The organism is Sulfitobacter aestuariivivens, assembly GCF_014763045.1.
GTDB classification, from domain to species: Bacteria; Pseudomonadota; Alphaproteobacteria; order Rhodobacterales; family Rhodobacteraceae; genus Sulfitobacter; species Sulfitobacter aestuariivivens.
The window spans coordinates 1-12,515 of sequence record NZ_JACTAG010000005.1 but is presented as its reverse complement, the minus strand read 5'-3'; the positions used below and the strand labels follow the sequence as shown (position 1 = coordinate 12,515).

10 protein-coding genes and 3 pseudogenes are annotated in these 12,515 nt (G+C 56.1%); 7 read left to right on the top strand and 6 right to left on the bottom strand.

Going from position 1 to position 12,515, the window contains the following annotated elements; genetic code table 11:
• Positions 1-9: 9 nt before the first annotated feature.
• Together H9Q16_RS19880 and H9Q16_RS19875 are read right to left on the bottom strand one after the other, a co-directional pair.
• Positions 10-1,596 (bottom strand): NAD(P)/FAD-dependent oxidoreductase, encoded by a 1,587-nt coding sequence (locus tag H9Q16_RS19880; RefSeq protein ID WP_191077232.1) that lies wholly within the window; start codon positions 1,594-1,596, stop codon positions 10-12.
• Between the two features lie 6 nt (positions 1,597-1,602).
• On the bottom strand, positions 1,603-2,070 hold the full coding sequence (locus H9Q16_RS19875; protein WP_191077231.1) for a GtrA family protein: 468 nt from the start codon (positions 2,068-2,070) through the stop codon (positions 1,603-1,605).
• 138 nt (positions 2,071-2,208) lie between these two features.
• Here H9Q16_RS19875 and H9Q16_RS19870 point away from each other — a divergent pair, with 138 nt between their 5' ends.
• Positions 2,209-2,919, top strand: coding sequence for an IS6 family transposase (locus H9Q16_RS19870; RefSeq protein WP_191077230.1), 711 nt, complete (start codon positions 2,209-2,211; stop codon positions 2,917-2,919).
• 403 nt (positions 2,920-3,322) lie between these two features.
• Complete coding sequence (locus H9Q16_RS19865; protein ID WP_191077229.1) at positions 3,323-4,525, top strand: Fic family protein; 1,203 nt, start codon at positions 3,323-3,325, stop codon at positions 4,523-4,525.
• Between the two features lie 212 nt (positions 4,526-4,737).
• On the opposite strand, the gene repC is transcribed toward H9Q16_RS19865, so the two are convergent.
• From repC to H9Q16_RS20935, 4 genes and pseudogenes are all read right to left on the bottom strand, one after another.
• Positions 4,738-5,793 carry a plasmid replication protein RepC gene (gene repC / locus H9Q16_RS19860; RefSeq protein WP_191077228.1) on the bottom strand — a complete coding sequence of 352 codons (1,056 nt, stop codon included), beginning with the start codon at positions 5,791-5,793 and terminating at the stop codon, positions 4,738-4,740.
• Between the two features lie 239 nt (positions 5,794-6,032).
• Positions 6,033-7,001 (bottom strand): plasmid partitioning protein RepB, encoded by a 969-nt coding sequence (gene repB / locus H9Q16_RS19855; protein ID WP_246455895.1) that lies wholly within the window; start codon positions 6,999-7,001, stop codon positions 6,033-6,035.
• On the bottom strand, positions 7,001-8,200 hold the full coding sequence (repA, locus tag H9Q16_RS19850) for a plasmid partitioning protein RepA (RefSeq protein ID WP_191077226.1): 1,200 nt from the start codon (positions 8,198-8,200) through the stop codon (positions 7,001-7,003). Before repA ends, repB begins: the two co-directional genes overlap by 1 nt.
• A 341-nt stretch (positions 8,201-8,541) precedes the next feature.
• Positions 8,542-8,651 (bottom strand): annotated as a pseudogene (locus tag H9Q16_RS20935) (recombinase family protein); the annotation flags it as partial.
• Between the two features lie 205 nt (positions 8,652-8,856).
• On the opposite strand from H9Q16_RS20935, the pseudogene H9Q16_RS20810 reads away from it, so the two are divergent.
• The 5 genes and pseudogenes from H9Q16_RS20810 to H9Q16_RS19820 form a co-directional block, all read left to right on the top strand.
• A pseudogene (locus H9Q16_RS20810) lies at positions 8,857-9,249 on the top strand (DUF1403 family protein); the annotation flags it as partial.
• Between the two features lie 115 nt (positions 9,250-9,364).
• On the top strand, positions 9,365-9,916 hold the full coding sequence (locus H9Q16_RS20805; protein WP_343067899.1) for a DUF1403 family protein: 552 nt from the start codon (positions 9,365-9,367) through the stop codon (positions 9,914-9,916).
• Positions 9,913-10,557 carry an SMC-Scp complex subunit ScpB gene (gene scpB, locus H9Q16_RS19830; protein WP_191077225.1) on the top strand — a complete coding sequence of 215 codons (645 nt, stop codon included), beginning with the start codon at positions 9,913-9,915 and terminating at the stop codon, positions 10,555-10,557. Before H9Q16_RS20805 ends, scpB begins: the two co-directional genes overlap by 4 nt.
• A gap of 178 nt (positions 10,558-10,735) precedes the next feature.
• Positions 10,736-11,848, top strand: a complete 1,113-nt coding sequence (locus tag H9Q16_RS19825; RefSeq protein WP_191077224.1) for a Fic family protein — start codon at positions 10,736-10,738, stop codon at positions 11,846-11,848.
• Between the two features lie 210 nt (positions 11,849-12,058).
• Positions 12,059-12,388 (top strand): annotated as a pseudogene (locus tag H9Q16_RS19820) (transposase); the annotation flags it as partial.
• Positions 12,389-12,515: the final 127 nt, after the last annotated feature.

The window sequence follows — 12,515 nt, the reverse complement described above, 5'->3', positions numbered from 1 at the left end:
ATCTGATGCCTATTTGCTCTCATGGTAGTCCTCTTCGGTATTGATCTCCCACATCTGGTCGCGCAAATCGCGCCCCGCTTCGATGCCATCGACCGCCACCATCGCTGTCAGGATAGAATGATCCTGATTGTTGTACCGGTGCATCCCATTGCGCCCGACACAGTACAGATTGTCAAACTGTGACACGTATTCACGTACCGTGTCGAATTTATCGTAAGTACCGAAGTAGGCCGGATAGGCCTTTTTGGTGCGCACCACGACCGCATCCAGCGCATCTGCCGGGTCCGCGACCCCCAGCTTTTCCAGTTCTTTCTTGGCAAATGCGATCATGTCCGCGTCGGCCATGTTCCAAAAATCATCCGCCTCGTTCACAAAGTATTCCAACCCGATCCAGATCGTATCAGGATCCGCCACCAGATACGGGCTCCAGTTGTTGAAAATCTGCAGGCGCCCGACCTTCACATCAGGTTCCTGAACGTAGATCCAGTTGTCCGGCACCGTGTCGTACAGGTTTTTGGCCGTGCATCCGCCCCCCAGCGTCAACCGGCTAAGCAACACACCCACAGTAATGAAATCCCGATACGTCAGCCCGTCCGACACCTCCGTCACCTCGACGGGGGCCGCAGGCTGCCAGCCCGTGATCAGCTCCTGCACCGGCATGGACGAGAACACCATGTCGCCCTCAACGCGCTCTTCGCGCCCGTCCGCATGCACCACATCAACGGCGCTGATATGGCTGCCGTCGTGATGCACCGCCGTCACCCGCGTGTTCAGGTGCACCGTGCCCCCGGCCGCCTCAACCTTGCGCGCCACGATCTCCCACAGTTGCCCGGGCCCGTGCTTGGGATACAAGAACCGCTCGATGAGACTGGTTTCGGTATCCTTCTGCGACACATCCCCTGCCCCACCTGGCCTGAGCTTTTTCAACACATGCTTCAGCAGCGCCGAAATCGACACACCCTTGATCCGCTGCGCGCCCCAGTCCGACGGGATATCCTCGCACGGCACACCCCAGACCTTTTCCGTATAATTCTTGAAAAACGTCTCATACAACGTCTTGCCAAACCGGTTGATGATGTAGTCGCGCAGCGTGACCTCAGGCCGGATCGGCATCAGCCGCGCGCGTGCGTAACTGCCCATGATCTTTGCCGTGGTCCCGACCCCAAGATTGCCAAATGTCTGGCGCGAGAACTTGATCGGATAGCTGTAGAACTTGCGTCCGAACAAAATCCGCGACACCCGCCCGCGCACCAGCATGACCTCATCCGTCACATCGGGGTCCGCACCCGTCCCCGCTGTCACCTCGCGCTGTTTGTTCTGATAGCTGATCGTGATCGCGCCCTGCCCTTCCCCGGCAGCCTCGAGCGGCAACATCTGTGCCCACCAATCCATCACCCGGTCAGACTTGGAAAAGAACCGATGCCCCCCGATATCAATCCGGTTGCCCTTGTAATTCACGGTCTTGGAAATGCCGCCAACCTGGCTGTCGGCCTCAAACACGATTGGTTTGATATCGGTGCGTGTGGCCAGCTCATGCGCGGCCGTCAAACCAGCCGGGCCAGCCCCGACAATGAGGGCAGTGCGTTGGGTGCTCATGGGCGCTTACCTGGTCCCAAGGGCATGCACCGCACGTGCACCCCGACGCCATAGCGCAAGAGGTCCGCGGCGAAAGCTCACATGCTTGTGCGCCAGAAATGAATACAGCGCGGTCAGCCCGATCGCGCTCATGTGGGCGCTGGTCTCGGGCGGCAGGATGCTCATCGTGAGCCGCTCAAGCGCAGCACCCCCGTAGGTGAAAAACACAAACGAAAGCCCGGTCGTCAGCAGCAGCCCACCTATCGACACCATCAGAAAATCGGGCAGTTCCGATGCAGCGCGCCGCCCAGAGGGCGCATAGGTAAACCTGCGATTAAGGATAAAGCTGACCACCATCCCGGCCAGAAACGCAGTTGCAACGCTGAACGCATAAAGCGCAGGGCTGTCCAGCCCACCGTAGCCATACAGCAGATAGCCCACTGCGATATTCACAAGAGCGGCAATACCCGAACACACCAGAAACACATGAAACATTGGTAAATTTCCAAAAAACTAGCCAATTGGTAGCCGCAGATGGCGTTTCGCTCAAGCCTCATGTGAGAGAAACAGGGCTCTGTTGCGTTAACTCTCTCGAAGCGCGACGTTTCTTGCAGCTTTGACAGGGGGGTTCATATGCCACGACGAGATCCGTTCAAACAGCATCGTTTTCCTAGAGACGTTATCCTTTTGGCAGTCCGCTGGTACTGCCGATATCCGTTGTCCTACCGTGATGTTAGAGATCTTCTGGCCGAGCGCGGGATCACAGTCGGCGCCGCGACAGTCTACCGTTGGGTGCAAAAATTCGGACCGGAGATCCGCAAACGAGCATACGGGCGGCATCGTTCCTGGCGCGGCTTGCAGTGGCACGTAGACGAAACCTACGTACGAGTGAACGGACGGTGGTGCTATTTGTGGCGGGCCGTCGACCATCGTGGGCAGTTGATCGATTTTCGGCTCACCGCCCTCAGAAACGCCAGTGCTGCAAGGGCTTTCGTGCGCCAGGCGAGCGAGATGGCACGGTGCTACAATCCGCTGACAATCGTGACCGACAAGGCGCATAGCTATGCAAAAGTGATCGAGGAAATGAACTTCGGCAACGGGCCGGATGACAGGATCCGGCACATAGACCGAAAATACCTAAACAACCGGATCGAGGCTGACCATGCAGCTTTGAAACAGCTTCTTCGACCGAAACGGAGCTTTCAAAAACTAACCGCGGCCAAGAACACGCTTAAAGGAATCGAGACACACCGTGCCATCAAGAAAGGCCACTTTGCCAACAATGAGCCGGGCGTTTTGAACGAGATTGCTTTTGTTGCAAACTTGTTCAAGTCGGCAGCATGACAGGCGGCAGACTTAGCCTAACCAGTGAATTGCATGCTAACGCAACAGAGCCCTATGCCGCCACCAAGGGGCAGCGGTTGCGCGCAACACGCGCAAGACACCTGTTTGCATGGGAGTGCCCTTCATCAAGAACGGCAGACCGGAACCCGGCCCGGACCCATCTCAGGGACCCCAAAGGCCCTCATCCGTCAGTCACAAAACCCGAAGAACACTTTCTCTTTTTCCGGCCCCTTTGGGCAGACAACAAAACCGAAAAGCCCGGCACATCTGCCGAAGCCATTGATTTCATGCAGCAATTCTAGATCGGCAACCAAGATCGGCAACGCATATCGGCAAAACCTTGCTTGAAAGTACGAAATGTGTTTATTTTTCAACTACTTTTCAAATATGGAAGATCGGCAAAATGCTGGAAACACCCGCCAGGATCGAACCCTGCTTCTTTGAGGAGCATATTCCTACAGAACTGGCAGACCTTTCGGTCGACATCCAGAGGGAAGCCACCGGGCTGGGACAAGGGTTGCATCCTGACAGCGCAGCCGAACTTGCCGATCTCGTCCGTGTGATGAACTGCTACTACTCCAACCTGATCGAAGGACACAACACGCGCCCCCGCGATATCGAAAGGGCGCTGGCTGGTGCCGAACTTGAGGAAGAAACCCGTCCTCTCGCCCTTGAGGCCCGAGCGCACGTCATCGTTCAACGGGCCATCGATGAGATGCATCGCATAGGCACCCTGCTCCGCCCCACATCCGTCGAATTCCTGACTTGGGTCCATAAGAGCTTTTACGACGAGATGCCGGATGAGTTTCGGGTCATCGAACATCCCGACGGCACACGAGAGCCCATCGTTCCGGGATGCATGCGCCAGGATGACGATCGGGAAGTTGCGGTCGGGCGCCACCTACCTCCTTCATCGTCGCGCGTCGCGGCATTCATGGACCATTTCGACAAACGATTTCAGATTACGGCGCGGTCTTCGAGCGGACGGATCATCGCGATCGCCTCTGCACATCACCGGCTGAACTATATCCACCCTTTCCCGGATGGTAACGGCCGTGTCAGCCGACTGATGTCTCATGCCATGGCCCTCACAGCGGGGATTGGTGGCCAAGGGCTCTGGTCCGTATCACGTGGACTGGCCCGCGGGCTAACCGATCCGGGCGAGTACAAACGGATGATGGATCTGGCCGACAGTCCACGTAGCGGAGACCGCGACGGACGGGGGAACCTGTCAGAAGCGGCACTGAAGACGTTTAGTGAATGGTTCCTAAAGGTGACGCTCGACCAGATCAGCTTCTCAGCAAGATTGTTCGATCTCGGCGGACTGGACCAACGGTATCGTCGTCTTGTAGCAGATACCATCGATGACAAGCGAGCGCCGGAACTAATCTCGGCGGTTCTTCGGCATGGGGCACTGGAACGAGGCGATGCGCAGATCGTGCTCAAGACGTCCGAGCGTACCGCTCGCAACACGCTGAGTAAACTGACCGCCGCCGGATACCTGACTTCCGCCTCGCCGAAGACGCCAGTTCGGTTGGCGTTTCCGTTGGATTATCGAGAGCGGCTCTTTCCAAACCTTTTTGTAGATGGTGACCTCCCACAATAACTTTAGGGATTTAGGGTTTAATGCCTGGCCGCGGATGTCTTCCATGGCCTGCGAGATTTTCATCAAGGCTTGCTCGTGTGTCACTTGTCCACCGCGGTGGACATCTGCTGGTCTGAGACAAACTGAAGAACCACCACGCGCCGCTAGTTGAGTTTGGACAGTTTTGGTTACCACAAGCGCCGCTTCTAGTTCGAAGTCCACCGCGGTGGACATTAGACAGTTCGCTCATTGGTTTCGGATAGTCGCTTGATCAAAGCTAATGGATCAAATTGGTTTTGCTTTTGACCCAGGGTGATACTGTGAAAATACGCCCCAAAATCCCTGATGCGTTTTCCAAGTTGTAGCATGATGAAGATCGCGCATGACGCTTTCTGAGCTCCTACAGCATTCTTGGCTTTCTCGAAAGTTTCTGGGTGAATGCCCATCATGGGTGCAAGTGTTCGAGCATGGTTTTCAATGTCTAACCAGTTTCTAAGTCTCTCTGTGGAAAACGATGTCGCCTGATCGCAGACTGAGGTCAGCAAGTCTGGTTTCAGGGCCTCATCGCCTATGTTGATATCTAAATCTTTTTTTTCTTCTTCAGACTTAGATTGATGCCGGACAGTTTGTCCGTCATTGACGGGCAATTCCATAGTTTCAGGCGGATCATCCGGGGCAGACAAACTCTGGCACTCTGCATCTGTATTGGCGAGCAGAGCGTGGTATTCGGGGAGGCTCAGCTTCCTGCGTAGAGCCTTCCGTGCGTGGTTGATGAATGCGTTGCTAGGATCGTTCTCTTCCAAATGGGCGAGCTTTGTAAGGATCTGTTTGCGGACAAATATCCGATCTCGCCGGTTATTCTCGATCTCTTGCGCGATGGCTATAAGCTCGCTCGCACGTTGGAGCAGGGGGGTGAGAGACAATCCATAACTGATGCACTCCCCGTCGGATGAGCGAACGCGGTAGCGCTTTCGGTTCGAGCTGTCATTGCGCTTGATGAATCCGAGTTCAACGAAGCGGTTGATGTGCCTCCGGAGTGTCCGTTCGTCGATTCCGCCAACGCGCTGGCAAAGTGAATTGTTAGACGCAAAAACCGTTTCGCCATGGCCAGGTTTCAGAAAACTGAGCATTGCTTGAAGTGTCTGTATGTGGCCAGGACGTAGACCAAACACGCTGCGTGCATCTCTCAGGGCTCTGAAGATGGTCCAGACGTCGGTTTCAGATGGGGGAAATGAGCCGCAAGTTGCATCAGCACCTGCGGCTTCGATCGAGAGTTTTGTAAATGCCATGGCTTGTTCACGACGACCGTTCGGCCCACAATTTCCCCGTCTCTTTCCTCGAATTTTCGCGGAAAAAGGCAAAAAATATTAGTCCACCGAATCGGTGACTCTTGACCGGTACGCTGGAGGTTGCTACATCAAAGATGCTAATCAGATGATGAGGGCTCTCCAGGGGAAACTTTGGGGGGCTCTTTTCTTTCGGGTCTTCGCTTTTCTCCTCTGCTCGTGTTGCTCTGTTGTGGCCTGGGTTAGGACCCAGAGCCTCTCTCATTCCGCCACTGTACGAAGAGTTGCAAAAGCGTAGCTTCAGCGTGTTCTTCGAGCCATTGGCCGAATTCTGGATTGTCCTTCTTGGTGACCTTGAGAGAGATCACCTTCTCATCGATTGTCAGCGTGCCCAATGAACTGCCGTTCTCATCATTGATGACCGAAGTCAGCCCACGATTGGGCGGCTTCTTGTCGCTACGTGCTTTGCTCGAGCAAGCCGAATAGACCGCTTGGAACTTTTCGGAACTAGGAGTGTCGTCGGGCAGGGCGGCGAGCGCCTCTTTGGCGATGTCCACCAAATCTACCTTCACCGATAAGGCAGCTAGCTCACCCCACTGCCGTCGTCCGATCCCATGTGCTGGCCCGATGAGTTGAACAAGACCGTCCGGCAGTTGTTCTATGACGACCCTGTGGTTGGATACGCCTTGCCGGGTCAGACCTAGAGCATCTTGAATGACACCGGGTTTGTACCCGGATTCTTGCATCTCTTTGATAAAAATTGACTTTTCTATGAAAGACGGATCAAGCCTGAGGTTGTTCTCCTGGCCTTGAGCGATCAGAGATGCGTCATCGTCCAAGGTTCGAACAATTGCCTTGACCGTTCCACCGACCTTACGGATCGCCGCAAGCCTGCGGCGGCCGTAGATGATGCGGTATCTGTCCGGTTGGGCAGATGGACGGACCATGATTGGCACTTGTTGGCCATGCTTGGCGATACTCTCGGCCAATTCATCGATGCTGGAATCTTCTAGCACCAACCGATCGCGCAGCCCATCCATATCAATCTGATCGGGCTCGATATCGCGAATCGAGTTTGCTGTGATCTCGCGCAAAGAGTCGCGCAATCCTCCAACAGATCCCGGCAGCTTTGCCGCTTTTGGCGGGGTAGGGGAGAGGGCTGCGCTCTCCTTCTCGTCCTTTGGTGGCTGATTGAAGATATTTCGGGCCATCAGCGACGCCCCCATGCCATTTGGATTGTCTGTTCCAACTCATCGCCAACGCCGTTCACGCTGGTCAGTGCACGATCAATCGTTTTTCTGATGAATTGGCTCGGATCAACTTCGTAGACGGTTTGCTGGGTCATACCGGCGTCCGAGATTGCTGTAGATTTCAGCATTGGCTCTGTCATGACCTGTCCGGCCAAGATCGATCTCAGGTAGCCTGCCATTTGGGTCTGCGGCCCGTCCGACGGTTCATATCTGGTAATCAGGAACTTGACAAAATCCCATGTGACACGCCGACCGATGGCTTCCTCCACCGCCTTGACCGTTTCTGAAGCAAGCTTCAGGAATTGGCTCATGGATGCGATGTCAAGCATGCCAGGTACCACGGTAACCAAAAGCCCCGTCGAGGCGGCCAGCGCAGTCAGGGTTAGAAACCCAAGCTGAGGCGGGCAGTCGATCAGGACGATGTCGTAGTTTGCTTCAACCTCTTCAAGCGCCAAGGCGAGGCGCTCTGCAAAGATGGGTTGTACGCGACGGGCGAGAGCGTTTGCGGTCTCGGTTTCGTACTCCGAGAGCATCAAACCGGCGGGCACCATGTCGAGCTTATGGAAGTAGGTCTTTTGGATGACGTTCGAGAGAGGAATTTGGTCCTCATATCTCAAAGCATCATAGATTGTGCCGCCATCGGCGAACTCAAGCTCGGGCCGAAAGCCGAAAAACGTGGTCAAACTTGCTTGCGGATCGAGGTCTAGGACCAGCACGCGGTAACCGCGCAAGGCATACCTTTGCGCAAGATGAATCGTTGCAGTTGTCTTTGATGAACCGCCTTTGAAGTTGACGACGGATATCACCTGGAGACGATCGCCATCACGTCGACCTGGGCGGTAGCTTTCTGCGTTCTTTCCAGTGCGTCCAAGAACATCGCGCAACTCATCAATCTCTTGGGCTGTGTAGAACCGGTGTCCGCGGTTGTCTGTATGCACTTCCGGGAAGCTGCCGTCCTTGTGCCGGTTGCGCAGGTTAGATGTGCTTACGCGCAGGAGGCCGGCGACTTCGGTGGAACTGAAGCAGCGTAGGGACTTTCGTTCTTCGGGTTCGAAAGCGATCTTCATCTGGCGATCCAAAGACTCAGCCAGATTGTCGGCAAATGCTCCGATATCGGAAGAGCCTATGCCTTGCGTATATCCAATGTTACGATCATCCATGTCCTGCCGCCCACTCTCGGCCTCTGTTGAGGCTCTTAGTCATTCTGACGGTGTACAGCGTGTCTGACGCGTTTTTCCGTCAGAATGGGAATGCCACGATCCAGTGAGTCCGGCAAGAAGAATCTAAATGTAGTGTTAAAGTTATCCACAACACCTATAGGTGTTGTCGTATAAAAAACCCAGCAAGTCATTGATATAGATATATTAAATGCAGATCTAACCGAATCGAGCCGCTACTCTGTTGAGTTGGCACATTAGCAGCTAACCCCAAGCAACTAATGGCACTTTCTGCCTCATGCGGAGTTTTCTCCCGGTGAAATTTTTTGGATTCGGGTCAGAAGCTACATCTGATCTGGGCTCGATTCGTACGGCATGAGGCCAAGTCGTTCCGCCGCTCCAACAGCATTTTCACCGAAGACGGCTGCCATCTTGTTCGGCCACGAGGCGCGCGCATAGTCGCGGGCGGTGTCGACCAATCGGTCGAGCGTGCCGGATCCGGCGACATGGGCGGGCAGGGTGATCGCGCCGTCTTCCGTATGCTCTCTCTCGTCGCGCTCGAGGTCGCGCGCCGTATCCGGGTGCATTGAGCTCGATTTCTCGGCCTTTAGGCGTTGGTTCTCGGAAGTTTTGCGCATGCATCGGAGCATAATCTAAAAATGTTCGATAAGGCAAACTTATTGGACATAGCTAAGAACCGCAGGGTGGGGCGGTTTCTACAGTATATGGTAGCGGAAAGCGCCGTGACAGGATATTGTTGTGGGATGACATATCAGTCCACAGCTATTGCCGACGACCTCAACACCCTACCGAAACTTCCGGGTTGGGTCACCTCCGGACGTGTCGAAACCACTGAAACTGTGGCTTTTCGGTCAGGGGCGGCCCTGACAGTACTGGATGCGCTGGTCTGTGATCCAAAGCAAGGCGTACCCATCAAGCTGCTCGCCAACCGGTTGGCGTTGAGTGCAGCGACTGCGACCTCAAAACTGGAGGGGCGGTTGGCGCGCGAGGCCGATATCCGCGACGCCTACCACCTGACGCCGCGGGGCGAGGCGCGGGGTCCAGACGGAGATCTGTTGGCCTTCTGGCGTGAGGCCATACGTCTGCGGGCAGGCGGGGCGGGTGAGATAGCCGACCTAATCGGCGCGGACCTTGCGGGCGAGGTGGGTGTGTGGCTGGACGCCGGGCAAGAGCGCGCTCGGACGCATGGGCCATTGGGGGGGGTGTGCGGCCGTCCTACGAAGCGTGCTCGAGGTCGACGACCGAGGAGAGCAGGTCGCGTGCCTGCTCTCGGATGTGGTTTTGGCACAGGCATTGAACTGGAAGCAGGTGCTACCTGTCTCGGCACGGCGGCTGACAAAGACGGCGCAACGCGATCTGACCGCAGAAGGGCAGGGGGCCGAGTTGGCCGCCCAAGTGCGGATCGTTGAGTCTATCGAAGAGACGATCCGTCTGGGGCGTGATCTGGCGCGTCGTGCCGAAGTCCTTCGCACCATCGCCCCGAGGCTCCGGGCCAAAGGATCGGATGCGGCGGTCGAGCTGTTCCTGACGGAAGATGCGGTCGCACCATCAACCATGCTGTCGCCGATGATACTGGGCACCACAATCCCGATGACAGACCGCGCCGCGCGGCGGTTCTGTGACCGGCTGGTCGAGCTGAAAGTGGCGCGCGAACTGACCGGGCGGTCCACGTTCCGGCTCTACGGGATCGCGCCATGAATGTTGCGGTGAAACGCAAGCCCGAAAAAGGCCAGGGGGGCTTGGCACGCGATGGCGCGTTCGACCGGGAGCTCGAGGACCTGCCACAGGAACTGCGCTGGCGGGAATGGATGGGTCGGATCGAGGCGGTGCTCTTCGCGAGTGCCTCGCCGGTCGGTCGCGAAGACCTCGCCCGCGTGGTGGGGCAGGGGGTATCGGTCGAGACGCTGATCGACGACATCCAGGCGGAGCTGGTCGGCCGACCCTATGAGCTGGTGCATGTGGCGGGTGGCTGGATGTTTCGCACGAAGCCGCAGTTCGCCGATGCCATCAAGGCTGCGGCTGATCTTGGCGATCAATCGCTCGCCTTCACCGAGATGGAGATGGGCGTGCTCTGTGCCATCGCCTATCACCAGCCCATCGACCGGGCGGGGCTCAAGGACATCTTTGGAAAGGAGGTGAGCCGCGATCTGCTCGCCCGGCTGCGGTACAAGGATCTGATCGCCAGCGGTCCGCGCTCGCCGCGGCCCGGTGCGCCGCACACGTTCGTCACGACAGAGACATTTTTAACGACCTTCGATTTCCAGACCCTGCGAGATTTGCCGGAGCTGGACTTGGCTACTGATGGCGCGAATGAACAGGCCCGAACTCTGCAGGCTTGAGGGTGCTCGCTTTCAATTGGTCGGGCTTTGACTTTCAATCAGTCGGAGGTATGAGCAGGTTTTACGTGCAAATGCACAGCAGGGTTTACGTGTTTTTGCACGTGTTTGAGTTATAGGATTGATTTCTATAACTCAAAAATGGTCTATATGTGAGTTATAGAAAGGACTTCTATAACGCATGGCATGGAACTGGCAGATATCCGGTTGGCCGGATTTCCGGTACGACGCAGCATCACTGGCACCGTTCGAGCAGCGCTTCCTGATGTCGTCAGGCGAAGTCCTGGGTGCCGTTCAGCATGTTGGCCCGTCAGAACGTGATCAACTCCGCATCGACCTGCTGAGCGATGAGGCTATGAAAACCAGCGCCATTGAAGGCGAGATGCTTGACCGGCGCAGCGTTCAATCCTCTCTTCGTCGACACCTCGGATTGGAACCGGACAGCTATCCGAGCAAACCCCGAGAGCAGGGCGTGGCCGAGATGATGGTCGATGTTTACTCGACCTATGCCGAGCCTCTCACGCACGAGACCCTGTTTCGGTGGCACGAGATGCTATTGTCATTCGACAAGCATCTGGAGGCCATCGGGTCATACCGGCAGCACGAGGATGCCATGCAGATCGTCTCGGGTCGTCTTGACCGCCCGGTTGTGCATTGTGAGGCCCCACCGTCTAAGCAAGTTCCAGACGAGATGGGCCAATATGTCGATTGGTTCAACCGGACAGCGCCGAATAAGGAAGGGCCCTTACCAGCATTGACACGCGCTGGTCTCAGCCATCTCTACTTCGAAAGCATCCATCCCTTTGAGGACGGCAATGGTCGTTTGGGTCGGGCTCTGGCCGAAAAATCCCTGGCTCAGAATATTGGCCAGCCAAGCCTCATCGCGCTGGCCTTCACCATCGAGCGAAAGCGGAAGGATTATTACGATCAGCTAGAGCGGCACCAGAAGACACTGGATGTCACACCTTGGCTGGTTTGGTTTGCAGAGGCCGTTCTGGCAGCGCAGCAAGTCACCCTTGACCGCGTGGGCTTCTTCATTGCCAAGGCGCATTTCTACGACCGACATCGCGAAGCGCTGAATGGAAGACAGGCCAAGGTGATCGAGCGGATGTTCCGCGAGGGGCCTGACGGGTTCAAAGGTGGCCTGAGTGCGGAGAACTACATTTCGATCACGGGTACGTCGCGCGCGACCGCTACACGGGATCTACAGGAACTTGTCGAAATCGGAGCCCTGACGCGTACTGGCGAACGCCGACACACACGTTACAGGTTGGAGCTGGAAGGACCGGATTAGTAGTGCATCGCTGGCGTAGACGGCGGAAACCTCAGACAATTGTGACTTTGGTCTGAGGTTTTCTAACACAACATAGTTGCTGCTGCCAGGACTGCAGAACGTCGGTCAAATAGTCACCTTTCTGCGGGAAGGGCGTATTTCGTTGAAAAACTCTTCCTTGATCGGGGAGTAAGTCGCTGATTCAATTCTTCCTAGATGGAGGGATTGGCGATGATGGGACCGAAGCAGGAAGCACAGCCGGCACTGTTCTACGAGTTCTCTTTGGAAGATCATGTTCCACTCGATCACCTGTTGCGGTCGATTAATCGGTTCGTTGATCTGGCCAGTATCCGGGCGCATCTCGCGGACTTCTACAGTCATACCGGTCGCCCGTCGGTCGACCCGGAACTGCTAATCCGCATGCTGCTCGTAGGCTATTGCTTCGGTATCCGGTCTGAGCGACGTCTGTGTGAAGAGGTGCATCTGAACCTCGCGTATCGCTGGTTCTGTCGGCTCGATCTGAACGACCGTGTACCGGACCACTCCACCTTTTCGAAGAACTGAGGTGCCCCTAGATTTGTAGACGCTTTGCTTGGTAATTTTGGGACCAAGGAGAGACGGATATGAACAAGGGAATACGGTTTACGGATGAGTTTAAGCAGGACGCTGTAGCGCAGGTTGTTGAGCG